Origin of the sequence: Demequina sp. NBRC 110056 (assembly GCF_002090155.1) — a bacterium.
Taxonomy (GTDB): domain Bacteria; phylum Actinomycetota; class Actinomycetes; order Actinomycetales; family Demequinaceae; genus Demequina.
Map to the genome: position 1 here is coordinate 193,393 of NZ_BBRM01000004.1, position 23,176 is coordinate 216,568.

38 protein-coding genes are annotated in these 23,176 nt (G+C 69.2%); 1 reads left to right on the top strand and 37 read right to left on the bottom strand.

Annotated features, from left to right (window positions below; genetic code table 11):
* Positions 1-76: 76 nt before the first annotated feature.
* Positions 77-1,051 carry a type I pantothenate kinase gene (gene coaA, locus B7K25_RS07210; protein WP_084105059.1) on the top strand — a complete coding sequence of 325 codons (975 nt, stop codon included), beginning with the start codon at positions 77-79 and terminating at the stop codon, positions 1,049-1,051.
* A gap of 11 nt (positions 1,052-1,062) precedes the next feature.
* Here the strand turns inward: coaA and B7K25_RS07215 are convergent, their stop codons facing one another.
* The 37 genes from B7K25_RS07215 to rplD form a co-directional block, all read right to left on the bottom strand.
* A complete protein-coding gene (locus tag B7K25_RS07215) occupies positions 1,063-1,938 on the bottom strand; it encodes a bifunctional 2-polyprenyl-6-hydroxyphenol methylase/3-demethylubiquinol 3-O-methyltransferase UbiG (RefSeq protein ID WP_234988116.1) in 876 nt (291 codons plus the stop codon).
* A complete protein-coding gene (locus B7K25_RS07220; protein WP_159450154.1) occupies positions 1,935-2,903 on the bottom strand; it encodes a DedA family protein in 969 nt (322 codons plus the stop codon). Before B7K25_RS07220 ends, B7K25_RS07215 begins: the two co-directional genes overlap by 4 nt.
* A gap of 119 nt (positions 2,904-3,022) precedes the next feature.
* The gene (glmM, locus tag B7K25_RS07225; protein WP_084105061.1) at positions 3,023-4,384 is read right to left on the bottom strand and encodes a phosphoglucosamine mutase; all 1,362 of its coding nucleotides are present in this window, start codon (positions 4,382-4,384) and stop codon (positions 3,023-3,025) included.
* 10 nt (positions 4,385-4,394) lie between these two features.
* Positions 4,395-4,874: a 30S ribosomal protein S9 gene (rpsI, locus tag B7K25_RS07230; RefSeq protein WP_084105062.1), complete on the bottom strand. Its 480-nt coding sequence runs from the start codon at positions 4,872-4,874 to the stop codon at positions 4,395-4,397.
* A gap of 20 nt (positions 4,875-4,894) precedes the next feature.
* On the bottom strand, positions 4,895-5,338 hold the full coding sequence (rplM, locus tag B7K25_RS07235; protein WP_084105063.1) for a 50S ribosomal protein L13: 444 nt from the start codon (positions 5,336-5,338) through the stop codon (positions 4,895-4,897).
* A gap of 164 nt (positions 5,339-5,502) precedes the next feature.
* Positions 5,503-6,384: a tRNA pseudouridine(38-40) synthase TruA gene (gene truA / locus B7K25_RS07240; protein ID WP_084105064.1), complete on the bottom strand. Its 882-nt coding sequence runs from the start codon at positions 6,382-6,384 to the stop codon at positions 5,503-5,505.
* Between the two features lie 57 nt (positions 6,385-6,441).
* Positions 6,442-7,017, bottom strand: a complete 576-nt coding sequence (rplQ, locus tag B7K25_RS07245; RefSeq protein ID WP_084105065.1) for a 50S ribosomal protein L17 — start codon at positions 7,015-7,017, stop codon at positions 6,442-6,444.
* 18 nt (positions 7,018-7,035) lie between these two features.
* Positions 7,036-8,025 carry a DNA-directed RNA polymerase subunit alpha gene (locus B7K25_RS07250; protein WP_084105066.1) on the bottom strand — a complete coding sequence of 330 codons (990 nt, stop codon included), beginning with the start codon at positions 8,023-8,025 and terminating at the stop codon, positions 7,036-7,038.
* Positions 8,026-8,203: 178 nt separating this feature from the next.
* The gene (gene rpsK / locus B7K25_RS07255; protein ID WP_061963598.1) at positions 8,204-8,593 is read right to left on the bottom strand and encodes a 30S ribosomal protein S11; all 390 of its coding nucleotides are present in this window, start codon (positions 8,591-8,593) and stop codon (positions 8,204-8,206) included.
* Positions 8,594-8,596: 3 nt separating this feature from the next.
* Complete coding sequence (rpsM, locus tag B7K25_RS07260; protein ID WP_084105067.1) at positions 8,597-8,965, bottom strand: 30S ribosomal protein S13; 369 nt, start codon at positions 8,963-8,965, stop codon at positions 8,597-8,599.
* Between the two features lie 128 nt (positions 8,966-9,093).
* Entirely contained in the window at positions 9,094-9,207 is a 114-nt protein-coding gene (rpmJ, locus tag B7K25_RS07265; RefSeq protein ID WP_061960951.1) for a 50S ribosomal protein L36, read from the bottom strand.
* A 52-nt stretch (positions 9,208-9,259) separates the two neighbouring features.
* Positions 9,260-9,481 carry a translation initiation factor IF-1 gene (gene infA, locus B7K25_RS07270; protein ID WP_061960952.1) on the bottom strand — a complete coding sequence of 74 codons (222 nt, stop codon included), beginning with the start codon at positions 9,479-9,481 and terminating at the stop codon, positions 9,260-9,262.
* Positions 9,482-9,588: 107 nt separating this feature from the next.
* On the bottom strand, positions 9,589-9,897 hold the full coding sequence (locus B7K25_RS07275) for a hypothetical protein (RefSeq protein WP_084105068.1): 309 nt from the start codon (positions 9,895-9,897) through the stop codon (positions 9,589-9,591).
* Positions 9,898-10,041: 144 nt separating this feature from the next.
* The gene (locus B7K25_RS07280) at positions 10,042-10,851 is read right to left on the bottom strand and encodes a hypothetical protein (RefSeq protein WP_084105069.1); all 810 of its coding nucleotides are present in this window, start codon (positions 10,849-10,851) and stop codon (positions 10,042-10,044) included.
* A 107-nt stretch (positions 10,852-10,958) separates the two neighbouring features.
* Positions 10,959-11,516: a hypothetical protein gene (locus B7K25_RS07285; protein ID WP_084105070.1), complete on the bottom strand. Its 558-nt coding sequence runs from the start codon at positions 11,514-11,516 to the stop codon at positions 10,959-10,961.
* A 214-nt stretch (positions 11,517-11,730) separates the two neighbouring features.
* Positions 11,731-12,540 carry a type I methionyl aminopeptidase gene (gene map, locus B7K25_RS07290; protein WP_084105071.1) on the bottom strand — a complete coding sequence of 270 codons (810 nt, stop codon included), beginning with the start codon at positions 12,538-12,540 and terminating at the stop codon, positions 11,731-11,733.
* 3 nt (positions 12,541-12,543) lie between these two features.
* Positions 12,544-13,110 carry an adenylate kinase gene (locus tag B7K25_RS07295; RefSeq protein ID WP_084105072.1) on the bottom strand — a complete coding sequence of 189 codons (567 nt, stop codon included), beginning with the start codon at positions 13,108-13,110 and terminating at the stop codon, positions 12,544-12,546.
* Positions 13,110-14,405, bottom strand: coding sequence for a preprotein translocase subunit SecY (gene secY, locus B7K25_RS07300; RefSeq protein ID WP_084105073.1), 1,296 nt, complete (start codon positions 14,403-14,405; stop codon positions 13,110-13,112). The genes B7K25_RS07295 and secY overlap by 1 nt, the downstream gene beginning before the upstream one ends.
* Before the next feature lie 84 nt (positions 14,406-14,489).
* The gene (gene rplO / locus B7K25_RS07305; RefSeq protein ID WP_084105074.1) at positions 14,490-15,182 is read right to left on the bottom strand and encodes a 50S ribosomal protein L15; all 693 of its coding nucleotides are present in this window, start codon (positions 15,180-15,182) and stop codon (positions 14,490-14,492) included.
* Positions 15,182-15,364 carry a 50S ribosomal protein L30 gene (gene rpmD, locus B7K25_RS07310; protein WP_084105075.1) on the bottom strand — a complete coding sequence of 61 codons (183 nt, stop codon included), beginning with the start codon at positions 15,362-15,364 and terminating at the stop codon, positions 15,182-15,184. Before rpmD ends, rplO begins: the two co-directional genes overlap by 1 nt.
* Positions 15,364-15,924 carry a 30S ribosomal protein S5 gene (gene rpsE, locus B7K25_RS07315; RefSeq protein WP_084038498.1) on the bottom strand — a complete coding sequence of 187 codons (561 nt, stop codon included), beginning with the start codon at positions 15,922-15,924 and terminating at the stop codon, positions 15,364-15,366. Before rpsE ends, rpmD begins: the two co-directional genes overlap by 1 nt.
* A gap of 24 nt (positions 15,925-15,948) precedes the next feature.
* A complete protein-coding gene (gene rplR / locus B7K25_RS07320) occupies positions 15,949-16,320 on the bottom strand; it encodes a 50S ribosomal protein L18 (protein WP_084105076.1) in 372 nt (123 codons plus the stop codon).
* A 3-nt stretch (positions 16,321-16,323) separates the two neighbouring features.
* Positions 16,324-16,860 carry a 50S ribosomal protein L6 gene (rplF, locus tag B7K25_RS07325; protein WP_084105077.1) on the bottom strand — a complete coding sequence of 179 codons (537 nt, stop codon included), beginning with the start codon at positions 16,858-16,860 and terminating at the stop codon, positions 16,324-16,326.
* 16 nt (positions 16,861-16,876) lie between these two features.
* Positions 16,877-17,275, bottom strand: coding sequence for a 30S ribosomal protein S8 (gene rpsH / locus B7K25_RS07330; protein WP_084105078.1), 399 nt, complete (start codon positions 17,273-17,275; stop codon positions 16,877-16,879).
* Between the two features lie 60 nt (positions 17,276-17,335).
* Positions 17,336-17,521: a type Z 30S ribosomal protein S14 gene (locus B7K25_RS07335; protein WP_084105079.1), complete on the bottom strand. Its 186-nt coding sequence runs from the start codon at positions 17,519-17,521 to the stop codon at positions 17,336-17,338.
* A 3-nt stretch (positions 17,522-17,524) separates the two neighbouring features.
* Positions 17,525-18,085: a 50S ribosomal protein L5 gene (rplE, locus tag B7K25_RS07340; protein ID WP_084105080.1), complete on the bottom strand. Its 561-nt coding sequence runs from the start codon at positions 18,083-18,085 to the stop codon at positions 17,525-17,527.
* A complete protein-coding gene (gene rplX, locus B7K25_RS07345) occupies positions 18,082-18,423 on the bottom strand; it encodes a 50S ribosomal protein L24 (RefSeq protein WP_084105081.1) in 342 nt (113 codons plus the stop codon). Before rplX ends, rplE begins: the two co-directional genes overlap by 4 nt.
* Complete coding sequence (gene rplN, locus B7K25_RS07350) at positions 18,423-18,794, bottom strand: 50S ribosomal protein L14 (RefSeq protein ID WP_084105082.1); 372 nt, start codon at positions 18,792-18,794, stop codon at positions 18,423-18,425. Before rplN ends, rplX begins: the two co-directional genes overlap by 1 nt.
* A 60-nt stretch (positions 18,795-18,854) precedes the next feature.
* Positions 18,855-19,142 carry a 30S ribosomal protein S17 gene (rpsQ, locus tag B7K25_RS07355; RefSeq protein ID WP_084105083.1) on the bottom strand — a complete coding sequence of 96 codons (288 nt, stop codon included), beginning with the start codon at positions 19,140-19,142 and terminating at the stop codon, positions 18,855-18,857.
* Positions 19,143-19,154: 12 nt separating this feature from the next.
* Positions 19,155-19,397 (bottom strand): 50S ribosomal protein L29, encoded by a 243-nt coding sequence (gene rpmC / locus B7K25_RS07360; RefSeq protein WP_084105084.1) that lies wholly within the window; start codon positions 19,395-19,397, stop codon positions 19,155-19,157.
* A complete protein-coding gene (gene rplP / locus B7K25_RS07365; RefSeq protein ID WP_084105085.1) occupies positions 19,397-19,816 on the bottom strand; it encodes a 50S ribosomal protein L16 in 420 nt (139 codons plus the stop codon). Before rplP ends, rpmC begins: the two co-directional genes overlap by 1 nt.
* Before the next feature lie 3 nt (positions 19,817-19,819).
* On the bottom strand, positions 19,820-20,638 hold the full coding sequence (gene rpsC / locus B7K25_RS07370) for a 30S ribosomal protein S3 (protein ID WP_084105086.1): 819 nt from the start codon (positions 20,636-20,638) through the stop codon (positions 19,820-19,822).
* A complete protein-coding gene (gene rplV / locus B7K25_RS07375; RefSeq protein ID WP_084105087.1) occupies positions 20,638-21,003 on the bottom strand; it encodes a 50S ribosomal protein L22 in 366 nt (121 codons plus the stop codon). The genes rpsC and rplV overlap by 1 nt, the downstream gene beginning before the upstream one ends.
* A 31-nt stretch (positions 21,004-21,034) precedes the next feature.
* Positions 21,035-21,313, bottom strand: coding sequence for a 30S ribosomal protein S19 (gene rpsS / locus B7K25_RS07380; RefSeq protein WP_084105088.1), 279 nt, complete (start codon positions 21,311-21,313; stop codon positions 21,035-21,037).
* Positions 21,314-21,325: 12 nt separating this feature from the next.
* On the bottom strand, positions 21,326-22,162 hold the full coding sequence (rplB, locus tag B7K25_RS07385) for a 50S ribosomal protein L2 (protein ID WP_084105089.1): 837 nt from the start codon (positions 22,160-22,162) through the stop codon (positions 21,326-21,328).
* Between the two features lie 17 nt (positions 22,163-22,179).
* Entirely contained in the window at positions 22,180-22,485 is a 306-nt protein-coding gene (gene rplW / locus B7K25_RS07390; RefSeq protein ID WP_084105090.1) for a 50S ribosomal protein L23, read from the bottom strand.
* Position 22,486: 1 nt separating this feature from the next.
* Positions 22,487-23,173 (bottom strand): 50S ribosomal protein L4, encoded by a 687-nt coding sequence (rplD, locus tag B7K25_RS07395; protein WP_084105091.1) that lies wholly within the window; start codon positions 23,171-23,173, stop codon positions 22,487-22,489.
* Positions 23,174-23,176: the final 3 nt, after the last annotated feature.

Genomic DNA, 23,176 nt, shown 5'->3' on the forward strand with positions numbered 1-23,176 from the left:
GCGACCGCATCGGGCACGGTGGAGCGGTGCCTCGAAGGCGTCCGACCGTGCGCGCGGGGACCGGGCGCCTCGGCCGATGCGGTTGAATGGTCGCGTGAACGAGGTCTCCCCGGAGGACGTCGACAGTCCCTTCGTCACCCTGACGCGGCCCGAGTGGTCCGCGCTCGCGACGGCGACGCCGCTGCCGCTGACCGAGGAGGACATCGCCCGCGTCCGCGGCCTGGGCGACCCCATCGACCTCGAGGAGGTCGACCAGATCTACCGTCCGCTGTCGCGGCTGCTCGATCTGTACTCGGGTGCGGTCGAGGGCCTGCACTCCGCGACGAGCGAGTTCCTGGGCGAGCGTGCCTCCCGCACGCCGTTCGTCATCGGCATCGCGGGCTCCGTCGCGGTCGGCAAGTCGACCACCGCGCGCGTGCTGCGCGAGCTCATGGCGCGCTGGCCGCGCTCCCCGCGCGTCGAGCTGGTGACCACCGACGGCTTCCTGCACCCCAATGCGGTCCTCGAGGCTCGGGGCCTGCTCGGGCGCAAGGGCTTCCCCGAGTCCTATGACCGGCGTGCACTGCGCCAGTTCATCGCGGACGTGAAGTCGGGGCGGCGCGAGGTCCACGCGCCGGTGTACTCCCACATCACCTACGACATCGTGCCGGACGAGTCCATCACGGTGCGCTCGCCGGACGTGCTCATCGTCGAGGGCCTCAACGTGCTGCAGCCCGCGAGCCCGCGCGACCTCGACGAGACGGCTCTGGCGGTGTCGGACTACTTCGACGTGTCCATCTACGTCGACGCGCAGCCGACCGACGTGCGGCGCTGGTACATCGAGCGCTTCCTCGCGCTGCGCGGCACGGCGTTCTCGCGCCCGGACTCGTACTTCCGCAACTACTCGGACCTGACGGATGCCCAGGCGACGGAGCGCGCCGGCGAGATCTGGGACTCGATCAACGCCCCGAACCTCGCGCGCAACATCGCGCCCACGCGCTCGCGGGCGACCATCATCCTCAACAAGGGCCCCGACCACCAGGTCGAGACCGTGCAGATGCGCAAGCTCTGAGCGCGAGATCCTCAGGGACGCTTGCGCGCCACCACCGTGAACGTCGTGGGCACGCGCTCTCGCAGCGGCGCCGGGTACGCGAAGCCGTCGTCACCGAGCTCGACCATCGCCTCCGAGAAGCGCCACGGAAGGGTGTCGCCCTCGTCGAGCCGCAGGAGCTCCAGCCCCGCGCCGAGCACCGCGTTGACGGTCTCGGACAGCGGATGCGGGAACTCGTAGGTTCTCGTCGACGCGATGGTCCCGTCGCCCACGTAGGTCGTGGCCTCGTCCCATGCCTGCGCGCGGCCGTTGGGGAAGTACCGGTAGCGGGTGACGAGCCCCTCCGCCTCCTCGTCGAGCGCGTAGAGGGCCGGGTGCCCGTCGCGAAGGTAGAGCAGCCCGCCGGGTCGCAGCAGCGCGGCCACCTGAGCCGCCCACCGGTCGAGGTCGGCGAGCCAGCCGATGGCGCCGATGCTCGTGTAGACGAGGTCGAACGCCGCCTCCTCGCCCATCACCGCGGTCACGGCGTCGCGGGCGGAGAGCACGTCCGTGTGCACCCAGGTCGCGTCGAGACCGAGGGACTGCGCGAGGTCCGCGGCCGCGTCCAGGGCCGGCCGCGAGAAGTCGACGCCGGTGACCGTCGCCCCCGCGCGGGCGAGCGACAGGGTGTCCGTGCCGATGTGGCACTGGAGGTGGCAGACGTCGAGGCCGGCCACGCCCTGCGGCAGGTGCGTCGCGAGCGCGGCGAGGTCATGCCTGATGACGGCCGACAGGTACGACGGATCCTCGCGGTACCTGTCGAGCCCGTAGGCCTCGACATGCATCGCGACGCGCTCGTCCCAGTTGGCGAGGTTCGCCGCCCGCGCCTCCTCCCAGGAGACAGCGACGTCGTCGCCGTGTGCCGTCACGGACGGTCCTCGTCGCCGGCCTTGGTCGGCTCCGAGTCCGTGGCGGCCTGGGCGTCGGTGCCGCGGTCCGCCTCCGCGCCGTCGGCGCGCACCGGGCCGGTGACGCCGGCGCCGTCCGGCGCATCGGCGCCGCTCGTGCGGCGCACCTCGGGGATCTGACCGGTCGCCCCCGCACGCCGCTCGGCACGGTGGGCGACGCGCTCCTCCTTGCGCCCGGTCCGCTCCTCCTTGCGCTCCGCGCGGTGACGCTCGATCTCGGCCTGGCGCTCCCTGTCCTCGGGCGTGAGGGACTCCTCGATGTCGCCCGCCAGATCCGGAAGCTCGGGTTCGGTGAGGCCGAACCACCCGAGGACCTTGTCGACGACGAGCCCGAGCAGCACGCCGGCGACGACGCCGACGATGATCGACAGCAGCAGGTTGTCCTTGGGGAAGATCGCCCCCGCGGCCGTGCCCAGGAGGATGCCCCACGCGGCCCAGATGCTCACGGCGACGGCGTCGACGCCCATGAACCGCCGGTGCGGGAAGCGCAGCGCGCCTGCGGTGAGGTTCACGATGACGCGTCCCATGGGGATGAACCGCGCCGCGATGATGAACGTGGTGCCGCGGCGCTCGAGCTGGGACTCCGCCCAGTCCAGGCTGTGGCGCCAGCGGTCGCGCTTGAACAGGCGCCAGTGCCGGACGTCGACGCGAGATCCGACGAGGTACGCGATCTGGTCGCCGCACCACGCTCCGACCGCGCCGCACAGGAAGATCAGCACCAGGATGGGGCTGCCGGTCTGGAACGAGGCGGTCGACGTCGCGATGATCACGGACTCGCTCGGGAGGACCGGGAAGATCCCGTCGATCAGCGACAGGAAGAACACCCCCGGGTAGATCCACAGGGACTCGCTGAGCTCGAGCACCCACTCCTCGACGGTCGAGGAGAAGTGCAGGATCCAGTCGCTGAAGGTGCGCTCGTCGGTCACGGGCTCAGTCTGGCAGGTGGGCACGGGCGGCGCGATGGGGCATCACGCTGATATCGCGGTCGTCCGTACGGCCGATGCGCGCGCATCGACGGGCATCACCGTCGCCGCCCGCTGGGGCGTCAGAGGGGCAGGTGGGACCGCACCGCGGCGGCCAGCTCATCCGCGTAGGCCTGCGCGAGCTCGGCGGTCGCCGCCTCGACCATCACCCGAACCACGGGCTCGGTGCCGGAGGGCCGCAGCAGCACGCGCCCCTCGGAGCCCAGCGCGGACCGGGCGGCGCCCACCGCCTGCTGGAGCCGCGCGTCCGAGTACACCCGGGTGCGGTCGACGCCCTTGACGTTGACGAGCACCTGCGGCAACGTCTCGATGCCCGCGCACTGGTCGCGCAGCGAAGCGCCAGCATTGACCCGTGCCGCCACGAGCAGCGAGCTGAGGATGCCGTCACCGGTGGTCGCGTACTCGGAGACGATGATGTGCCCGGACTGCTCGCCGCCGAGCGAGTAGCCGCCCTCGCGCATGGCCTCGAGGACGTAGCGGTCGCCGACGGCCGCCTCGATGACGGCGATGCCCGCGGCCGTCATCGCGCGGTGCAGGCCCAGGTTGCTCATCACGGTCGCGACGAGGGTGTCGTGGTAGAGGGCGCCGGCGTCCTTGAGGGCGAGGGCGAGCAGGCCCATGATCGCGTCGCCGTTGACGACCTCGCCGGTGTGGTCCACGGCCAGGCAGCGGTCGGCGTCCCCGTCGAACGCCACGCCGAGGTCCGAGCCCGTGTCCACCACGGCGGCCTGGAGGCTGTCGAGGTGGGTCGACCCGACGCCATCGTTGATGTTGAGGCCGTCGGGCGACACGTTGATCGCGTGGACGGTGGCGCCGGCGGCGCGAAGAGCGGCGGGACCGGCCGAGCTAGCAGCACCGTGGGCGCCGTCGACGACGATCGACAGGCCATCGAGGGGCCGCTCGGAGCCCGCGAACGAGCGCACGGCGGCGACCACGTGGTCGACATACCCGTCGACGAGGTCGGACGCGTCGGTGATGGTGCCCACCTCCGCGCCCGTGGGGCGCTCCCAGGGCTCGGCGAGACGCTCCTCGATCGCATCCTCGACCGAGTCGTCCAGCTTGTGGCCACCGCGGCCGAAGAATTTGATGCCGTTGTCCGGCATGGGGTTGTGCGACGCCGAGATCACCACGCCGAGGTCCGCCTCGGTCGAGGCGGTCAGATACGCGATCCCGGGCGTCGGCACGACGCCGGCATCGAGCACGTCGACCCCCGCGGACGCGAGGCCCGCGGACACCGCGGCGCTCAGGAACTGGCCGGAGACGCGAGTGTCGCGGCCGATGACCGCGCGGGGTCGGTGGCCCGTGAACTCGCCTCGGTCGGCGAAGACGTGGGCCGCGGCGACGGCGAGGTCCACGGCCAGCTCTGCCGTGATGTCACGGTTAGCCAGGCCGCGGACCCCGTCCGTGCCGAAGAGTCGCGCCATAGGCGCGAGGTTAGCGCTTCGAGTACTGCGGGGCGCGGCGGGCCTTCTTGAGGCCGGCCTTCTTGCGCTCGACGACGCGCGCGTCGCGGGTCAGGAAGCCCGCCTTCTTGAGAGTGCCGCGGTTGGTGTCCGCGTCGATCTCGTTGAGGGCGCGGGACACGCCCAGGCGCAGCGCGCCGGCCTGGCCCGAGGGGCCACCGCCGGTGATGCGGGCGTGCACGTCGAACTTGCCCTCGATGTCGAGCAGCGCGAACGGCGAGTTCACGAGCTGCTGGTGCACCTTGTTGGGGAAGTAGTCCTCGAGCGAGCGGCCGTTGATCTTCCACTCGCCGGTGCCGGGCACCAGGCGGACGCGGGCGATCGCCTCCTTGCGGCGGCCGAGGCCGGCGCCGGGGGCGATGGCCGAAGCTCCCTTGCCGCGCTCGGGCGCGGACTCGGAGGTGTACTCGGTGGGGGTGTCGTTCTCGACGGTCTCAGTCACGTCAATCAATCCTTGGGGGTCCGGGGCGCTTACTGCGCCACCTGCGAGATCTCGAACGCCTGCGGCTGCTGCGCGGCGTGGGGGTGCTCGGGGCCCGCGTAGACCTTGAGCTTGGACAGCTGGGCACGGCCGAGCTTGGTCTTGGGCAGCATGCCGCGGACCGCGTTCTCGATGACCCGCTGGGGGTTCTTCTCGAGGAGCTCGCCGATCGGGACGGCGCTCAGGCCGCCCGGGTAACCGGAGTGGCGGTAGACCATCTTGTCGGTCGCCTTGGTGCCGGACAGAGAGATCTTCTCGGCATTGATGACGATGACGAAGTCACCGCCGTCGACGTGGGGCGCGAAGGTCGCCTTGTGCTTGCCGCGGAGCAGCGAAGCGGCCTGAGAGGCCAGACGACCGAGAACCACGTCAGTAGCGTCGATGACGTACCAGTTCTTGGTGACGTCACCCGGCTTGGGAGAATACGTACGCACTGTGAAGCCTTCTTACTCGTTAACGATGGTGCGGCGCGTGGGCGCCACGGGGTTCGGTCGGCGGGTCCTGCGGAGGCGAGTGGGAGGCACTTCCAGCCGGAACGCACAACGACAGACGATTCTACCGGCGTGGGGGCTTGACGGTCAATTCGGACCTGAGTCCGTCATGCTCGCCTGGCGCGGGTCTGCTCGGCACGCGCCGCGAGGTGCTCGTCTGCGGGATACGAGACCTGCTCGAGCGTCAGCCCGTGAGCGGGGGCCACGGCGATCGCCTGGGACCGCGAGGTCTCGTCGGCGACGGAAGCGAGCCACGCGAGGTCTCGGCGCCCCTGGCCCACCGCCAGCAGCGCGCCGACGAGCGACCGCACCATCGAGTGGCAGAACGCGTCTGCCCGCACCGTGGCCACCACGAGCCCCGCGTCGGGCCCCTCGGTCACGCGATCCCACGACAGGTCCGTCAGATCGCGGATCGTGGTCGCACCGTCGCGTGCGCGGCAGAACGCCGCGAAGTCGCGCAGGCCGATGAGGGTCGCCGACGCGGCGTTGAGGTCGTCGATGTCGAGCGGGTTGTCGTGCCACAGGACGTGGCGCCTCGTGAGCGGGTCACGCAGCTCGCGTCGGTCGCACACCCGATAGGCGTAGCGGCGTTCCATCGCGGCGAAGCGCGCGTCGAAGCCAGCGGGTGCCAGCGTCACCTGTCGAACGGTGACGTCGTCAGGGAGGAGGCCGTCGAGACGATCGCGGAGGCCCTCCTCCGGCGCGCGCACACAGCGCCCTGGCATGCGACCCCAGGACGCGGCAGGGATGTCGGCATGGGCGACCTGGTGACGAGCGTGCACGCCGGCGTCGGTGCGGCCGGCGACGGTGAGCCGCACCGGCACAGCCTCGCCCGTCGCGGGATCCCTGATGATGCGCGCGAGCGCCACTTCCATCTCGCCCTGCACGGTCCTCAGCCCTGGCTGCGTCGCCCACCCGGAGAAGTCGGTGCCGTCGTAAGAGAAGTCGAGGCGGGCCCTCACGACGTCACTGCTGTGCAGATCCGTCATGAGAGCCCGCCTCGAAGGCGACCGTCACGCGGGTCTCAGCCCGCGCATCGGCCGTCGTTACTTCTTGTCGTCCTCGGCAGCCTCGTCGGCGCCCTCGGCGGGGGCCTCGGCGTGCTCGCCCTCGACCTCCTCCGGCTTGACCTCGGGCTCGGTGGCCTCGGCGTCGGTGGCGGCGGCCTCCTCGACCGGCGCCTCCTCGACCTTCTCGGTCTTCTTCGGGGCGGCCTTCTTGGTGGCCTTCTCGGCCTCCTTGGCGACGGCCTTCTTGGCAGGCGCACCGAACTCGACGAGCTCGATCACGGCCATCGGCGCGTTGTCGCCCTTGCGGGGGCCGATCTTGGTGATGCGGGTGTAGCCGCCGTCACGCTCGGCGAAGCCGGGCGCGATCTCCGCGAACAGCGCGTGCACGACGCCCTTGTCCGACAGCAGACCGAGCACCTTGCGGCGCGAGGCGAGGTCGCCACGCTTGGCAAGGGTGACGACGCGCTCGGCGTAGGGGCGCAGGCGCTTGGCCTTGGCGACGGTGGTGGTGATGCGGCCGTGCTCGAACAGGCTCTGCGCGAGGTTCGCCAGGATCTGACGCTCGTGCGCAGGACCGCCGCCCAGGCGCGCTCCCTTGGTGGGGGTAGGCATGGTTGCAGGTTCTCCTTGTTACTCTTCGCTGCCCGAGAAGTACACGCCCGCGGACCCGCCGTCGTACTCGACGGCGCCGTCCTTGAGCGAGAAGCCCAGCTCTGCGAGCTTCTCCTTGACCTCGGTGATCGACTTCTGCCCGAAGTTGCGGATGTCCATGAGATCCGCCTCCGAGCGGGCGGTCAGCTCGCCCACGGTGTGGATGCCCTCGCGCTTGAGGCAGTTGTACGAGCGCTGGGTGAGGTTGAGCTCCTCGATCGGCTGGTTGTAGTCCTCCTCGATGGAGTCCTCCGAGTCCGAGGGGCCGATCTCGATGCCCTCAGCGGCCTCGTTCAGGCCCTTCGCGAGCGAGAACAGCTCGACCAGCGTCGAGCCGGCGGAGGCCAGCGCGTCGGCGGGCGAGATCGAGTTCTTGGTCTCGACGTCGATGATCAGCTCGTCGAAGTCGGTGCGCTGGGCCACACGGGTCGCCTGGACCTTGTACGTGACCTTGAGCACCGGCGAGTAGATCGAGTCGACGGGGATCTGGCCGATCTCCGCGTCGTAGCCCTTGTTCATCGAGGCGGGCACGTAGCCGCGGCCGCGCTCGACGGTCAGCTCGACCTCGAACTTGGCCTTCGAGTTGAGGGTCGCGATGTGCAGGTCGGGGTTGTGGACCTCGACGCCCGCGGGCGGGGCGACGTCGGCACCGGTCACGGCGCCGGCACCCGACTTGCGCAGGTACATCACGACGGGCTCATCGTGCTGCGACGAGACCACGAGGTTCTTGAGGTTGAGCAGGATCTCGGTCACGTCCTCCTTCACGCCCTCGATGGTCGTGAACTCGTGGAGGACGCCCTCGAAGCGCACCGAGGTGATCGCGGCGCCCGGGATGGACGACAGCAGGGTGCGGCGGAGCGAGTTGCCGAGCGTGTAGCCGAAGCCAGGCTCGAGCGGCTTGAGCGAGAACTGCGAACGGTTGTCCGAGATGACCTTCTCGGTCAGCTGGGGACGCTGTGCGATGAGCACTGTTCATATCCTTTCCGAGCACCCGCTATTTGATGCTCGCAAGTCCTGCCGGAATGGTCCGTCAGGGTGGAGGTGTGAAGTTGAAAGGAGTGCGGAGGGCCGATGCGCTGGGCGCCGGCCGCCCGGGGGCGGGGTCGCGCGCGGCTCGCCCGGGGGCGAGGCGCGCGGCCCCCGTTCGCTAGTTGCGGCGGCGCTTGGGCGGACGGCAGCCGTTGTGCGCCTGCGGGGTCACGTCCTTGATGGAGGTGACCTCGAGGCCGGCGGCGGTCAGCGAACGGATCGCGGTGTCGCGACCCGAGCCGGGCCCCTTGACGAACACGTCGACCTTGGACATGCCCGCGTCCTGCGCGCGACGGGCAGCGGCCTCGGCGGCCATCTGCGCGGCGTACGGCGTGGACTTGCGGGAGCCCTTGAAGCCGACCTGGCCCGACGACGACCACGACACGACGGCACCCGAGGGGTCCGTGATCGAGATGATCGTGTTGTTGAAGGTCGACTTGATGTGAGCCTGACCGTGCGCGACGGTCTTCTTGATCTTCTTGCGCGGCTTGCGCGTGGGAGCTGCCATGGCTTACTTCTTCTTTCCGGCGACGGTCTTCTTGGGGCCCTTGCGCGTGCGGGCGTTGGTCTTGGTGCGCTGACCGCGGACCGGCATGCCACGACGGTGGCGCAGACCCTGGTAGTTGCCGATCTCCACCTTGCGGCGGATGTCGCCCTGCACCGTGCGGCGCAGGTCGCCCTCGACCTCGAAGTTGGCCTCGATGAAGTCACGGATGGCGACGAGCTCCTGGTCGCCCGCGTCCTTGACGCGGAGGTCCGGGCTGACGCCGGTGGCGGCGAGGATCTGCTGCGCACGAGTGCGGCCGATCCCGTAGATGTAGGTGAGCGCGATCTCCATGCGCTTCTCGCGCGGGAGGTCGACGCCAACGATGCGTGCCATTGTCTGTCTTCTACTCCTCAGTAGTCGGAGGTCTGACGCTCAGGCTTCCCGCGGGATTGTGGTGCGGGCCCCGGCCTCCGAGCCGGGGGTTGCTGTGTGGCTGCCTGAACGAGGTCGTGTGTTGTTGTCTAGCCCTGACGCTGCTTGTGGCGCAGGTTGTCGCAGATGACCATGACTCGGCCATTGCGACGGATCACCTTGCACTTGTCGCAGATCGGCTTGACGCTCGGCTTAACCTTCATGCTTCTTTCCTTGCGTCGCGGCACGCGGAACGCCGGTGCGTGCCGGTGACGCTCACTTGTAGCGGTAGACGATACGGCCGCGGGACAGGTCGTACGGGCTGAGCTCGACAACCACCCGGTCCTCAGGGAGGATTCGGATGTAGTGCTGTCGCATCTTGCCCGAGATGTGTGCGAGGACGAGATGACCGTTGGTCAGCTCCACACGGAAGGAGGCGTTGGGAAGCGCCTCCACGACCGTGCCCTCGACCTCGATGACGCCGTCTTTCTTGGCCATGGACTCCACTCACGTTGGTTGGTTGCGCGGGCGCGCAAAAACGCCCGACGAACAACTATACGCCACCCGGCCCCGCCGTTCAACCGCGACCGTCGGCGCGACCGACGTCACCTGTAGCCGTTGCGCAGGCGTTGCACCGCGGCATCCGAGATCGCGGTGGATCGGTGGTCAGCGAGGGATCTCACCACCGACGCGGGCGTGCGGGGGTTGTCGATGAGGGCGCGCAGCACAGCGTGGTCGGTGTCATGCCCGAGCGAGATGAGCGCGCCGACCGGACAGTCGGCACGCCCCGCCACCGTCGCGCGCACCGATGCGCTGCGATGGACCGCAAGACGCAGAAGGTCCGGCGGCGCGAGCCGCGGGTCCCGCGCCCTCTCGACGTCCTCCGCGGCGCGACGTGCCGGCGAGATGCCCACGATGCCATCCTCCCTCGCGGCGCACGCGACACCCGCACGTGCCACCGTGTCGCACACTCTAGGGAAGCACCCCTGGTAATGGGCGCCCGCTGTGGCGAACCCGACAAACTCCCCCCGGGCGTTTCGCGGTCGCCTCGTCGGGCGTCAGCCCGTCGCGGGCCGGGGCCCCTCGGGGAAGAATGCCTCCGCGCTCACCGCCGGCGTGCGACGGCCCATGCCTGGCATCGTCGGGGCCCCACCTCGCCCGGTCTCGGCGTCCCCCGCACGGTCGCGGCCGACCGCCGGTCGCGGTGCGTACGCGCGCAGCGACGTGCGTCGTGTGGGGGCTCCTCGATCGGTCGCGCCGCCGTCGGGCCCCGCCGGGACGGGCGCTCCGTGCATGGACCCTGCGTCGGTGGGTGCGGGGTGGCCGAGCGCCGCATGAGTGGCAGCCGCGCGATCGCGCAGCTCGGGCGGCAGGGTCACGCCCCGCAGCCCCTCGCCCGAGTCCTGGACCACAGGTGCTGCGGCGAGCTCCGCCGTGGCGCGCTCGGCCGCCCGGCGCACCTCGGGGCGCCGGTGCGTGGCGAGTCGAGCCCGCGTGTCGGCCGGGGTGGCGCGGTTGCGGGCGACCGCCTTCAGCACGGCGGCGTCGCGGTCCCGCCCGAGCTGCGCGAGCACCGAGGGGTTGGCGGTGGGATTGGCGGCCACGGCGACCCTGACCGCCGCCCTCGCGTCATGCGCGAGTGAGGCGAGCACGGCGAGCGGGCAGTCGGGCCGGCGAGCGAGCACCTCGCGCACGTCCACGTCGCGGTGGTGAGCGAGCTCCGCGAACCGCGGGCGGGCGAGATCAGCGCCAGATGCCTCGTGCCACTCGGCGCTCACCTGGCGCTGCCGCACTCGGGCCGTGCCCAGTCCGGAGCTCGCGAGGTAGGCGCGGGACCAGGAGGCATCGTCGGCCCTGCCGTCCGCCATGCGCCACCTCCGATCGTGTGCGCACCGACGTTACGGAGCCGAGGTGAAACAGGGCTTGCGACTCGCTTGCCGCGAGATGAACGTCGGCCTCGCGCCGGCTGACGACGTCAGGCCTCCTCGGCGGGGCGGAAGCCGCGCACCGGCGCCGTGCGCGTGGGCCTGACCGGCAGGTCGTCGTGGAGCCGGACCGGCTGCACCGGCAGCTCGACCACGTCGGCGTAGGTGCCGCGTTCGCGGAGCTCCGGCACTCCCCTGTCGTCCGTCCGGGCAGACGCAGCCTCGGCATCGTCGAGCCTGCGCACCGCGTGAGCGCGGATCTCGTCGCGCTTGTGGAACGCGAGGCGCTCGATGATCGCACGCTCCACGGTCGGGTTGTCGAGCAGGGCGTGGAGCACCGGCTGGTGTCGATCGCCCGACAGGTGCTCGAGGATCGACGCCGTCGCCGCACGGTTGCCGGCCATCGCAGCGCGCACCTCGACGCTGCGGTCGTGCGCGAGCGAGACCATCGTGCCCAGGGGAAGATCGCCGCGCTGCGCCATGAGCTCACGCACGACGGCGTTCTTGCCGCCAGCGAGGGCCTGCACCTGCGCGCGGCTCAGGTCGGCGCGCCGGGCCATCTCGACCTCTTCGCTCGCGCCGTCCGCGTAGGAGAATCCGCGTGCCATGGTCCACTCCATCCGAGCGGGGCCGAGGCCCGCGCATCGGGCCTGCCCCGCACAGCTCACGCTACGCTCGCCGCGTTGCCTCCGAATGGCTCGCGTGTCACCGCTTCGTAACGCGCCGTCGGATATGTCACAGCGCGAGCGTGTCGAAACGATGCGTCCGAGGTCGCACGCGTCCCCACTGGTAGCTCCCCATTCTCACGAACGGGTTCGTCGGTCAGAGCGGAACGGGCGTGATGCCGAACGGCGCGAGGCCGGCGGCGCCGCCATCGGCGGCCGTCAGCACCCAGATGCCGTCGTCGTGGACGGCGATCGAGTGCTCCCAGTGCGCGCTGCGCGAGCCATCCGCCGAGACGACGGTCCAGTCGTCATCCAAGACGCGAGACTCCGACGTGCCGAGCACGAGCATCGGCTCGATCGCGACGCACAGCCCGGGGCGCACCTTGGGGTGGCGTCCGCGGGTGCGGTAGTTCATCACGTCCGGCGCCTGGTGCATCTCCGTGCCGATGCCGTGGCCGACGAACCCGACGAGCGGATGCAGGCCCGCGGCGTCGCCGGCGTCCTCGATGGCCGCGGAGACGTCGTCCAGCCGCGTCGCCGTCGCGAGCGCCGCGATCCCGGCCCAGAGCGCGTCGCGCGTTCCCTCGACGAGGCGCACGTCGGCAGCGTCGAGCGGCTCGCCCACGATGAAGGACAACGCCGAGTCGCCGTGCCAGCCGTCCACGATCGCGCCGCAGTCGATGGACACGACGTCGCCGGCGGCGAGCACGCGGTCGCCGGGGATGCCGTGGACGACCTCCTCGTTGACCGAGATGCAGGTGGTCGCGGGGAAGCCGTGATAGCCGAGGAAGTTCGAGGTCGCGCCCGCGTCGGCGATCACCGCGGCGGCGGCCGCATCGATGTCACGCGTGGTCGCGCCCGCGACGGCTGCGGTGCGGGCCGCAGCGAGGGCCCGCTCGACGATCACCCCGGCGCGAGCCATGACCCGCATCTGCTCGCGGGTCTTGAGCTGGATCCGTCCTGACACGCCTCAGCGGGCCTCGGCCGCAGCGACGATGCGCTCGGTCACGTCCTCGATCTCGCCGAGGCCATCGATCTGGACCAGCAGGCCCCGACCCTCGTAGTACGCGGAGACCGGAGCGGTCTGGAGCGCGTAGACCTCGAGACGCTTGCGGATGACGGGCTCCGTGTCATCGGCGCGCCCCTCGATCTCCGCGCGCCTCAGGAGTCGCGCGGTGACGGCGTCGGCGTCGGCCGTGATCTCGATCGCGACGTCGAGGTCGACGCCGAGGTCGGCCAGCATGCCCTCGAGCTCGACGGCCTGGTCGGGATTGCGCGGGTAGCCGTCGAGGAGGAAGCCGGAGGCGACGTCGTCCTGGGCGAGGCGATCGCGGACCATCGCGTTGGTGACCTCGTCGGGCACGAGCGCGCCGGCGGACATGTACTCCTGAGCCTTGCGACCCAGGTCGGTCCCGCCCTGCACGTTCGCGCGGAAGATGTCACCCGTCGAGATCGCGGGGATGCCCCACCGCTCGGCGAGGCGAGCGGCCTGGGTGCCCTTGCCCGCTCCGGGGGGGCCGAGGAGAACGGTGCGCATTACTTGAGGAACCCTTCGTAGTGGCGCTGCTCCAGCTGCGACTGGATGCGCTTGACGGTGTCGAGTCCCACACCCACGAGGATGAGGACCGACGCGCCGCCGAACGGGATGGAGGTGCTGAGGCCCAGCGCCACGAAGGTGATCGTGGGGATCAGCGCCACGGCAGCCAGGTAGAGCGACCCTGCGGCGGTGATGCGCGACAGCACGTACGACAGGAAGTCGGCCGTGGGCTGGCCCGGGCGGATGCCCGGGATGAACCCGCCGTACTTCTTCATGTTGTCCGCGACGTCGTTCGGGTTGAACGTGATCGCGGTGTAGAAGTACGCGAAGAAGATGATCAGCAGGATGTACAGCGCGATGTTGAGCGGCGACGCGGGGTTCGCGACGTGGTCGCGCATCCAGATCAGCCAGTCGCTCGAGTCCTCGCCGGCGAACTGGATGATCACCTGCGGCAGCATCAGCAGCGACGACGCGAAGATCACGGGGATGATGCCCGCCATGTTGATCTTGATCGGGATGTAGGTCGACGAGCCTCCGAGCATGCGACGTCCGACCATGCGCTTGGCGTACTGCACCGGGATGCGTCGCTGCGACTGCTCGACGAACACCACGGCCGCGATCACCAGCAGCACCACGATCGCGACGATGATCGTGTTGGACAGCCCGTTCGAGGAGTTCCAGATCGCCGAGGCGACGCCGGGGAACGAGGCGGCGATCGAGGTGAAGATCAGCAGCGACATGCCGTTGCCGACACCGCGCTCGGTGATGCGCTCGCCGAGCCACATGATGAGCACGGTGCCCGCGGTCATGGTGAGCACCATGACGGCGATGACGTACCACGAGTCGTCGGGGACGATCGGGAGATCGCAGCCGGGGAAGAAGACGTTGTTGCGGGCCATCGTGATGTACGAAGCCGACTGCAGGGCGGCGAAGCCGACGGTGATGTACCGCGTGTACTGCGTGAGCTTCGCCTGGCCCTCCTGGCCCTCCTTGTAGAGGGCCTCGAAGCGCGGGATGAGCACGCGCAGCAGCTGGACCATGATCGACGCCGTGATGTACGGCATGATGCCCAGCGCGAAGATCGACAGCTGCAGGAGAGCGCCGCCGGAGAACAGGTTGAGGACCTGGAACGCCGTGTTCGTCTCGGTCCCGAGGCACTGCTGCACGTTGCCGTAGTCGACACCGGGAGTCGGGATGGCCACACCCATGCGGTAGATCGCGATGATCCCCAGGGTGAAGAGCAGCTTGTTCCGCAGGTCAGGGGTGCGGAAGGCGTTCATGAAGCCACTCAGCATTGATCCTCCAGTTTCAAGGGCCCTCGAGGGCCCTCCAGACGCGTCGAGGCGGGCCGCACGTCACCGCGCGGCCCGCCCACGACTCTAGCCCTCGTTGACCGAGCCGCCTGCGGCCTCGATCTTGGTCTTCGCGGACTGCGAAACCTTGTCCGCGTCCACGATCTGGACCTTGACGGCGATGTCGCCGTCGCCCAGGACCTTGACGAGCTCGTTCTTGCGCACCGCGCCCTTCTCGACGAGGTCGGCCTTGGTGACCTTCCCGCCCTTGGGGAACAGCTCGGCGATGTCACCGACGTTCACGACCTGATAGGTGGTCTTGAACGGGTTCTTGAAGCCGGGCAGCTTGGGGATGCGCATGTGGATGGGCGTCTGGCCACCCTCGAAGCGTGCGGGAACCTGATAGCGAGCACCGGTGCCCTTGGTACCGCGACCGGCCGTCTTGCCCTTCGACGCCTCACCACGACCCACGCGGGTCTTCTTGGTGTGCGCGCCAGCGGCGGGACGGAGGTGGTGCACCTTGAGGGTGGTCACCTTCGCCTCGGGCTCGGCCTTCTTCTCCGCAGCCTTCTTGGCGGGAGCCTTCTTGGCCGGCGCCTTGGCGGCGGTCTCCTTCTCGGCGGTCACCTTCTCAGCGCTCGCCGTCGAAGCTGCCGACTTCTTGGCGGCAGGCTTCTTCGCGGCGGGCTTGTCAGCGGCAGCAGCCTTCGAAGCAGCGGGCTTCTTGGCGGCAGGCTTCTTGGCAGCCTTCTCTTCGGTGGCCTTCTTGTCCTCGGCCATCAGTCAACCTCCTCGACGGTGACCAGGTGGTCGACCGCCTTGACCATCCCGCGGATCTCGGGACGGTCCTCCTTGACGACGATGTCGCCGATGCGCTTCAGGCCGAGCGTCCGCAGGGTCTCGCGGTGCTGCGGCTTCACGCCGATCGTCGACTTCTTCTGCTGAACCTTGAGGCGAGCCATCACTTCACCCCTGCAGCCTGCGCGCGGAGCATCGCGGCCGGAGCCACGTCCTCCACGGCCTTGCCGCGGCGAGCGGCGACGGCCTCGGGGCGCTCGAGGCGCTTGAGGGCGTCGACGGTCGCGTGCACGATGTTGATCGCGTTCGAGGAGCCCAGCGACTTCGACAGGATGTCGTGGACGCCAGCGCACTCGAGGACGGCGCGCACCGGACCACCGGCGATGACACCGGTACCGGGGGCGGCGGGACGAAGGTAGACGACGCCGGCAGCGGCCTCACCCTGCACGACGTGCGGGATGGTGCCCTGGATGCGGGGGACGCGGAAGAAGTTGCGCTTCGCCTCCTCGACACCCTTGGAGATCGCTGCGGGGACCTCCTTGGCCTTGCCGTAGCCCACGCCCACGTTGCCCTCGCCGTCACCCACGACGACGAGCGCCGTGAAGCTGAAGCGACGGCCGCCCTTGACGACCTTGGACACGCGGTTGATGGTCACCACGCGCTCGATGAACTTGTTGTCAGGCTCGTTGCCGCGGCGGTTGTCGCGGCGGTTGTTGTCAGCCATGCGAATTCCTTATCTGTGTCCCGGCTACAGAGCCAGGCCACCCTCTCGGGCGCCGTCTGCGACCGCGGCCACACGACCGTGGTACTTGTTGCCTCCGCGGTCGAACACCACGGTGTCGATGCCAGCGGCCTTGGCGCGCTCGGCGACGAGCTCGCCCACCTTGGTCGCCTTGGCCGTCTTGTCGCCGTCCAGCTTGCGGACGTCGGCCTCGAGGCTCGAGGCGGACACGAGGGTCTTGCCCACGGTGTCGTCGACGATCTGCGCGACCATGTGGCGGGCCGAGCGGGTCACGACCAGGCGCGGACGCGCGGTCGTGCCCGAGATCTTCTTGCGCAGGCGGAAGTGGCGGCGCTTGCGCGCGACCGACTTCCCCTTGCCCTTGACAGTGATGCTCATGGCTTACTTACCCGTCTTTCCGGCCTTGCGGCGCACGTGCTCACCCGCGTAGCGCACACCCTTGCCCTTGTAGGGCTCCGGCGGGCGCACCTTGCGGATGTTCGCGGCGACCTCTCCGACCTGCTGCTTGTCGATGCCGGCGACCGAGAACTTGGTCGGGCCCTCGACCGCGAAGGTGATGCCCTCCGGCGGCGCGATGACGACCGGGTGCGAGAAGCCGAGCGCGAACTCGAGCTCCTGGCCCTTGAGCGCGACACGGTAACCGGTGCCGACGATCTCGAGCTTCTTCTCGTAGCCGTTGGTGACGCCCTCGACCATGTTGGCGATCAGGGTGCGGGTGAGGCCGTGCAGCGACTTCGCGACGCGCTCGTCGTTCGGTCGCTTGACGGCGATGCCCTCGTCACCCTTCTCCACGGTGATGGGGGAGGCGACGGTGTGGGTCAGCGAGCCCTTGGGGCCCTTGACCGTGACGACCGCGCCATCGATGGTGACGTCCACACCCGAGGGGATGGAGACGGGGTACTTGCCGATGCGTGACATGTGCTGACTCCTTCCCTTACCAGACGAACGCGACGACCTCGCCGCCGACGCCCTTCTTCTCGGCCTCGCGGTCCGTCAGCAGACCGGAGGAGGTGGACAGGATAGCCACGCCCAGGCCGCCGAGAACCTTCGGGAGGTTCGTCGACTTCGCGTAGACGCGGAGGCCGGGCTTGGACACGCGGCGCACACCCGCGAGCGAGCGCTCACGGTTGGGGCCGTACTTCAGGGTCAGGGTGAGGGTCTTGCCCACCTCGGCGTCGGTGGTCTCCGAGCCGGTGATGTAGCCCTCGGACTCGAGGATCGTCGCGATGGACGCCTTGAGCTTGGAGTGCGGCATGGACACGGTCTCGTGGTACGCCGCGTTCGCGTTGCGCAGACGCGTCAGCATGTCTGCGATGGGATCAGTCATCGTCATGAGTGTTGAACTCTTCCTCGCCGTGGTTTCCTCGAGCCGAGGACCTGTGGCGTAGTGGTTTTACCAGCTGCTCTTGGTGATTCCGGGAAGCTCACCAGCGTGAGCCATCTCGCGGAAGCACACGCGGCAGAGGCCGAACTTGCGGTACACCGAGTGCGGACGTCCGCACTTCTGGCACCGGGTGTAGGCGCGGACCGCGAACTTGGGCTTGCGGTTGGCCTTGTTCTTCAGCGCAGTCTTGGCCATGGGTCACTTCTCCTTGAACGGGAAGCCCAGCTGCTTCAGCAGCGAGCGGCCCTCGTCGTCCGTGGTCGCGGTCGTGACGATGGTGATGTCCATGCCGCGCACGCGGTCGATCTTGTCCTGGTCGATCTCGTGGAACATCGACTGCTCCGTGAGACCGAAGGTGTAGTTGCCGTTGCCGTCGAACTGCTTGGGGCTCAGGCCGCGGAAGTCGCGGATGCGCGGCAGCGCGAGCGACAGCAGACGGTCGAGGAACTCCCACATGCGGTCGCCGCGCAGCGTGACGTGCGCGCCGATCGGCTGACCCTCGCGCAGCTTGAACTGCGCGATGGACTTGCGGGCCTTCGTGACCTGCGGCTTCTGGCCGGTGATCGCGGTGAGATCCGCGATCGCGCCTTCGATGAGCTTCGAGTCCTTGGCGGCGTCACCGACACCCATGTTGACGACGATCTTGGTCAGACCGGCAACCTGGTTGACGTTCTCGTGCCCGAACTCCTCGACGAGGCTGGCGATGATCTCGCCGCGGTACTTCTCCTTGAGCCGCGGCTGAGCGGTGGCGGTGCTCATTCGACGTCCTTACCCGAGCGCTTGGCGACGCGCACGCGCTTGTTGCGGGTGCGGCCGTCCTGCTCGACCTCCTCCGTGCGGTAGCCCACACGGGTGCCCTTCTTGGTCTCCGGGTCGACGAGCATCACGTTCGAGATGTGCAGCGACGCCTCGGTGGTGACGATGCCGCCCGACTGGTTGTCCCGACGGGTGCCCGGCTTGATGTGCTTCGTGACGCGCTGGACGCCCTCGACGATCACGCGGTCGTTCTCGGTGAGGACCTCGAGCACGCGGCCCTCCTGGCCACGGTCGCGCCCGGCGATGACGACCACCAGGTCGCCCTTCTTGATCTTCGCCATCAGATGACCTCCGGTGCCAGCGAGATGATCTTCATGAACTTCTTGTCGCGCAGCTCGCGGCCCACGGGGCCGAAGATGCGCGTTCCACGGGGCTCGCCCGCGTCGCCCTTGAGGATCACCGCGGCGTTCTCGTCGAACTTGATGTACGAGCCGTCGGGACGACGGCGCTCCTTGGCGGTGCGCACGACGACCGCCTTGACGACGTCGCCCTTCTTCACGTTGCCGCCGGGGATCGCGTCCTTGACGGTGGCGACGATGGTGTCACCGATGCCGGCGTAGCGGCGCTTGGAGCCACCGAGCACGCGGATGACAAGGATCTCCTTGGCACCGGTGTTGTCGGCGACGCGCAGCCGCGACTCCTGCTGAATCATGTCTTCTTCTCCTGTCGTCTGGTTCTCGCCACCGGGGCGACGAGCCTGGTCGAACGTTGGTTACTTGGCCTTCTCGACGATCTCGACCAGGCGCCACCGCTTCGAGGCGGACAGCGGGCGGGTCTCCATCACGACGACGAGGTCGCCGATGCCGGCGGTGTTGAGCTCGTCGTGGGCCTTGATCTTGCTGTTGCGGCGCAGGACCTTGCCGTAGAGGGGGTGCTTGACGCGGTCCTCGACCTCGACGGTGATGGTCTTGTCCATCTTGTCGCTGACGACATAGCCACGACGCGTCTTGCGGTACGCGCGGTGCTCGGCCGTGGCCGTCGCGTGCTTGTTACTCGACATAGTCGTTCTTCCTTACTCGGCCGACGCCGTCGGCGCCGTCCGGATGCCGAGCTCGCGCTCGCGCAGGATCGTGTAGATGCGGGCGATGTCGCGCTTGACGGCCTTGAGGCGGCCGTGGTTCTCGAGCTGACCGGTGGCCGACTGGAAGCGCAGGTTGAACAGCTCCTCCTTGGCCTTCTTCAGCTCGTCCACGAGGCGCTCGTCCTCCATGGCGTCCAGCTCGGTGGGGCTCAGGTTCTTGGTCCCGATAGCCATCAGATGTCACCACCCTCACGGGTCACGAAACGGGTCTTCATGGGCAGCTTGTGCTGAGCACGGCGGAGGGCCTCGCGAGCCAGGGGCTCGTCGACGCCTGCGAGCTCGAACATCACGCGACCCGGCTTGACGTTGGCGACCCACCACTCGGGCGAGCCCTTACCGGAGCCCATGCGGACCTCGGCAGGCTTCTTCGTCAGCGGACGGTCGGGGTAGATGTTGATCCACACCTTTCCGCCACGCTTGATGTGGCGGGTCATCGCGATACGAGCGGCCTCGATCTGACGGTTGGTGACGTAGGCGGGCTCGAGAGCCTGGATGCCGAAGTCGCCGAACGTGACCTGGGTGCCGCCCTTGGCAGCGCCCGAACGCTTCGGGTGGTGCTGCTTACGGTGCTTCACTCGACGGGGAATGAGCATGGCTTAGCCTTCCTTCCCTGCGTCAGCCTTGGGGGCCTCGGCAGCGGCAGGCGCCTCGGCACGGGCCTCGGCGGACTGACGGGGGGCGCCGTCACGACGGGGGCCACGGTCGCCGCCGCGGTCGCCACGACCACGGCCACGCTGCGGGCGGGGGGCCTTCGCCTGCTCGGCGGCCCACTCCTTCTCCGTCATGTCGCCCTTGTAGATCCACACCTTCACACCGATGATGCCGAAGGTGGTCTTGGCCTCGAAGAAGCCGTAGTCGATGTTCGCGCGGAGGGTGTGCAGGGGCACACGACCCTCGCGGTAGAACTCCGAGCGCGACATCTCCGCGCCACCGAGGCGGCCCGCGCACTGGACACGGATGCCCTTGGCGCCGGCGCGCAGCGCGGACTGGATGCCCTTGCGCATGGCACGACGGAACGACACGCGCGACGCGAGCTGCTCGGCGATGCCCTGGGCGACGAGCTGGGCGTCGACCTCGGCGTTCTTGACCTCGAGGATGTTGAGCTGGACCTGCTTGCCGGTCAGCTTCTCGAGGTTGGCGCGCAGCTTGTCGGCCTCGGCGCCACGGCGGCCGATGACGATGCCCGGACGCGCGGTGTGCAGGTCCACACGCACGCGCTCGCGGGTGCGCTCGATCTCGACCTTGGACACGCCGGCGCGCTCGAGGCCCTCCGACATGAGCTTGCGGATCTTGACGTCCTCGTCCACGTAGTCGCGGTAGCGCTCGCCCGGCTTGGTCGAGTCGGCGAACCAGCGGCTGCGGTGGTCGGTGGTGATACCCAGGCGGTAGCCGTGCGGGTTGATCTTCTGACCCATTACTTGGCCCCTTCCTTGACAGGCGTCGCCACCGTCACGTTGATGTGGCTCGTGCGCTTGAGAATGCGATTCGCACGGCCCTGTGCACGCGGCTGGATGCGCTTCATCGTCGGGCCCTCGTCGACCGTGATCGAGGTGATCACGAGCTCGGACTCGTCGAAGCGCTCACCGGCAGCGTCGGCCTTCACTCGCGCGTTGGCCACGGCGGACTCGATGAGCTTGCGCACATCGGTCGCGACGGCCTGCGGCTGGAACCGCAGGGACGAGATCGCCTCGGTGGCGTTCTGCCCACGGACCAGGTTCACGACGCGGCGAGCCTTCTGGGCGGTCACGCGAACGTATCGCGTCTGCGCCTTGGCTTCCATCTGAAACTCCTCTTACCTACGCCCGGGCGCCTTAGCGGCGGCCCTTGCGGTCGTCCTTCACGTGGCCCTTGAACGTGCGGGTGGGCGCGAACTCGCCCAGCTTGTGGCCGACCATCGCCTCGGTGACGAACACCGGGACGTGCTTGCGGCCGTCGTGCACGGCAAAGGTGTGACCCAGGAAGTCGGGGGTGATGACCGACCGACGGGACCAGGTCTTGATGACGTTCTTCGTACCCGCCTCGTTCTGAGCATCCACCTTCTTGAGCAGGTGGTCGTCGACGAAGGGGCCCTTCTTCAGACTGCGCGGCATTCCAGAGCCTCCTTAGCGCTTCTTGCCAGTACGACGGCGGCGGACGATGAGCTTGTCGGACTCCTTGCCCGGCTTGCGGGTGCGGCCCTCGGGCTTGCCCCACGGCGAGACCGGGTGGCGTCCACCCGAGGTCTTGCCCTCTCCACCACCGTGCGGGTGGTCGACGGGGTTCATGACGACACCACGCACGGTCGGGCGCTTGCCCTTCCAGCGCATGCGGCCGGCCTTGCCCCAGTTGATGTTGGACTGCTCGGCGTTGCCGACCTCGCCGACGGTCGCGCGGCAGCGCGCGTCGACGTTGCGGATCTCGCCGGAGGGCATGCGCAGCTGCGCGAAACGGCCCTCCTTGGCCACCAGCTGCACCGAGGCACCGGCGGAGCGGGCGATCTTGGCGCCGCCGCCCGGCTTCAGCTCGATGGCGTGGATGACCGTACCGACCGGGATGTTGCGCAGCGGCAGGTTGTTGCCGGGCTTGATGTCGGCGCCGGGGCCGGCCTCGACAACGGTGCCCTGCGACAGCTTCTCGGGGGCGATGATGTAGCGCTTCTCGCCGTCCGCGTAGTGCAGCAGCGCGATGCGCGCGGTGCGGTTGGGGTCGTACTCGATGTGAGCGACAGTCGCGGGGACGCCGTCCTTGTCGTGACGACGGAAGTCGATCACGCGGTACGCACGCTTGTGGCCGCCGCCCTGGTGACGGGTGGTGATGCGGCCGGTGTTGTTGCGGCCGCCCTTCTTGTGCAGCGGACGCGTCAGCGACTTCTCGGGCTCCGAACGGGTGACCTCGACGAAGTCGGCGACGGACGAGCCACGGCGGCCCGGCGTCGTCGGCTTGTACTTGCGAATAGCCATGAGATTCCTGTCCTTGCTTAGCCCACGTGGCCGGAGAAGACGTCGAGGGCCTCGCCGTCACCCACGGTGACGATCGCGCGCTTGACGTCCTTGCGCTTGCCCATCCCGAAGCGGGTGCGGCGCGCCTTGCCCTTGCGGTTGATGGTGTTGACGGAGGTGACCTTGACGCCGAAGATCTGCTCGACCGCGATCTTGATCTCGGTCTTGTTGGCGCGGGGGTCCACCTCGAAGGTGTACTTGCCCTCATCCATGAGCGAGTAGCTCTTCTCCGACACGATGGGTCGGATCAGGATGTCGCGGGGGTTCTTGTTCAGCGTGGTCACGTTAGTTCTCCTCCGCCTCGGACTCGGTCGCGACGGCGGTCGCCGACTTGCCCTTGGCCGGTCCTGCGAGGAAGGCCTCGAGGGCGCCCGACGTGAAGACGGTGTCGTCGTTCACGAGCACGTCGTAGGTGTTCAGCTGGTCCACAGCGAGGACGTGGACGTCGGCAGCGTTGCGCAGCGACTTCCAGGCGATGGCGTCCGTGCGCTCGAGGACCACGAGGGCGCTGCGGCCCGAGGTGATCGTGTCGAGCGCGGTCAGCGCCGTCTTGGTGGACGGGGCGTCACCCTTCACGAGCGACTCGACCACGTGCACGCGGCCCGCGCGGGCGCGGTCCGAGAGCGCGCCACGGAGGGCTGCGGCCTTCATCTTCTTGGGGGTGCGCTGCGAGTAGTCACGCGGCTGCGGGCCGTGAACGGTGCCACCGCCGGTGAACTGGGGAGCACGGATCGAGCCCTGACGAGCGCGGCCGGTGCCCTTCTGCTTGTAGGGCTTCTTGCCACCGCCCGCGACCTGGCCGCGGGTCTTGGTGGCGTGGGTGCCCTGGCGCGCGGCGGCGCGCTGCGCGACCACGACCTGGTGGATCAGGGGGACGTTCGTGACGACGTCGAACACCTCGGCGGGAAGCTCGGCGGTGCCGGCCTTCTTGCCTGCGGCGTCGAGCACGTCGACGGTCTGTGCATCAGCCATGGT

Coding starts and splice junctions, on each gene's coding strand:
- coaA (WP_084105059.1), top strand. CDS start 77: ATGCGGTTGAATGGTCGCGTGAACGAGGTCTCCCCGGAGGACGTCGAC.
- glmM (WP_084105061.1), bottom strand. CDS start 4,384: ATGGCGCGACTCTTCGGCACGGACGGGGTCCGCGGCCTGGCTAACCGT.
- truA (WP_084105064.1), bottom strand. CDS start 6,384: ATGACGGATCTGCACAGCAGTGACGTCGTGAGGGCCCGCCTCGACTTC.
- rplQ (WP_084105065.1), bottom strand. CDS start 7,017: ATGCCTACCCCCACCAAGGGAGCGCGCCTGGGCGGCGGTCCTGCGCAC.
- rpsK (WP_061963598.1), bottom strand. CDS start 8,593: ATGGCAGCTCCCACGCGCAAGCCGCGCAAGAAGATCAAGAAGACCGTC.
- rpsM (WP_084105067.1), bottom strand. CDS start 8,965: ATGGCACGCATCGTTGGCGTCGACCTCCCGCGCGAGAAGCGCATGGAG.
- rpmJ (WP_061960951.1), bottom strand. CDS start 9,207: ATGAAGGTTAAGCCGAGCGTCAAGCCGATCTGCGACAAGTGCAAGGTG.
- infA (WP_061960952.1), bottom strand. CDS start 9,481: ATGGCCAAGAAAGACGGCGTCATCGAGGTCGAGGGCACGGTCGTGGAG.
- B7K25_RS07280 (WP_084105069.1), bottom strand. CDS start 10,851: ATGGCGGACGGCAGGGCCGACGATGCCTCCTGGTCCCGCGCCTACCTC.
- B7K25_RS07285 (WP_084105070.1), bottom strand. CDS start 11,516: ATGGCACGCGGATTCTCCTACGCGGACGGCGCGAGCGAAGAGGTCGAG.
- B7K25_RS07295 (WP_084105072.1), bottom strand. CDS start 13,110: ATGCGCACCGTTCTCCTCGGCCCCCCCGGAGCGGGCAAGGGCACCCAG.
- secY (WP_084105073.1), bottom strand. CDS start 14,405: ATGCTGAGTGGCTTCATGAACGCCTTCCGCACCCCTGACCTGCGGAAC.
- rplO (WP_084105074.1), bottom strand. CDS start 15,182: ATGGCCGAGGACAAGAAGGCCACCGAAGAGAAGGCTGCCAAGAAGCCT.
- rpmD (WP_084105075.1), bottom strand. CDS start 15,364: ATGGCTCGCCTCAAGGTTCAGCAGAAGAAGTCGACGATCGGCGTGAAG.
- rpsE (WP_084038498.1), bottom strand. CDS start 15,924: ATGGCTGACAACAACCGCCGCGACAACCGCCGCGGCAACGAGCCTGAC.
- rplR (WP_084105076.1), bottom strand. CDS start 16,320: ATGAGCATCACTGTCAAGGGCAAGGGGAAGTCGGTCGCGCGCAAGCGC.
- rplF (WP_084105077.1), bottom strand. CDS start 16,860: ATGTCACGCATCGGCAAGTACCCCGTCTCCATCCCCTCGGGTGTGGAC.
- rpsH (WP_084105078.1), bottom strand. CDS start 17,275: ATGACGATGACTGATCCCATCGCAGACATGCTGACGCGTCTGCGCAAC.
- B7K25_RS07335 (WP_084105079.1), bottom strand. CDS start 17,521: ATGGCCAAGACTGCGCTGAAGAACAAGGCCAACCGCAAGCCCAAGTTC.
- rplE (WP_084105080.1), bottom strand. CDS start 18,085: ATGAGCACCGCCACCGCTCAGCCGCGGCTCAAGGAGAAGTACCGCGGC.
- rplX (WP_084105081.1), bottom strand. CDS start 18,423: ATGGCGAAGATCAAGAAGGGCGACCTGGTGGTCGTCATCGCCGGGCGC.
- rplN (WP_084105082.1), bottom strand. CDS start 18,794: ATGATTCAGCAGGAGTCGCGGCTGCGCGTCGCCGACAACACCGGTGCC.
- rpsQ (WP_084105083.1), bottom strand. CDS start 19,142: ATGTCGAGTAACAAGCACGCGACGGCCACGGCCGAGCACCGCGCGTAC.
- rpmC (WP_084105084.1), bottom strand. CDS start 19,397: ATGGCTATCGGGACCAAGAACCTGAGCCCCACCGAGCTGGACGCCATG.
- rplP (WP_084105085.1), bottom strand. CDS start 19,816: ATGCTCATTCCCCGTCGAGTGAAGCACCGTAAGCAGCACCACCCGAAG.
- rpsC (WP_084105086.1), bottom strand. CDS start 20,638: ATGGGTCAGAAGATCAACCCGCACGGCTACCGCCTGGGTATCACCACC.
- rplV (WP_084105087.1), bottom strand. CDS start 21,003: ATGGAAGCCAAGGCGCAGACGCGATACGTTCGCGTGACCGCCCAGAAG.
- rpsS (WP_084105088.1), bottom strand. CDS start 21,313: ATGCCGCGCAGTCTGAAGAAGGGCCCCTTCGTCGACGACCACCTGCTC.
- rplB (WP_084105089.1), bottom strand. CDS start 22,162: ATGGCTATTCGCAAGTACAAGCCGACGACGCCGGGCCGCCGTGGCTCG.
- rplD (WP_084105091.1), bottom strand. CDS start 23,173: ATGGCTGATGCACAGACCGTCGACGTGCTCGACGCCGCAGGCAAGAAG.